Here is a 415-nt window from a genome sequence, read left to right on the forward strand (position 1 = left end):
GCCGGCGCGGGCGCCGGGGCGGCGGTCACGCCCCGGACCGGCAGCGCGGCGGTGGCCCGGACGGTGCCGGTCAGCGCATGCGCGCGCAGCACGCAGGGACAGGCGACGGGTGGCGCCGCCAGCACGATCGGCGCCACCGTCGTGCCCGCCGGCGCCTGGACGGTGGTGCCCTGCTCGTTGGCGCAGTCGAGCGCGCCCCGGCGGGCCTCGTTACCGCAGACCGTGAGGTGGACCGGACCGGCCGGCCAGCCGCGCAGCGTGACGGTGACCCGCTGCCCGACAGTCAGCGGGCCGGACGGCACGACGACAGCGGGCCGCGGCGCCGCGGAGGCCGCAGTGGACGACGGCGCGGCCGGGGCGGAGACGGCGGTGCCGTCCGGGGCGGCCGGCGGCGCCGGGGCCGCCACGGCCAGCG

General features: G+C 82.2%; 1 pseudogene. It reads right to left on the reverse strand.

What is annotated here, in order from left to right:
- A pseudogene (locus tag AC2CHG_RS31785) lies at positions 1-413 on the reverse strand (hypothetical protein); the annotation flags it as partial.
- Positions 414-415: the final 2 nt, after the last annotated feature.

The organism is Micromonospora sp. ATLC20 (genome assembly GCF_057196585.1).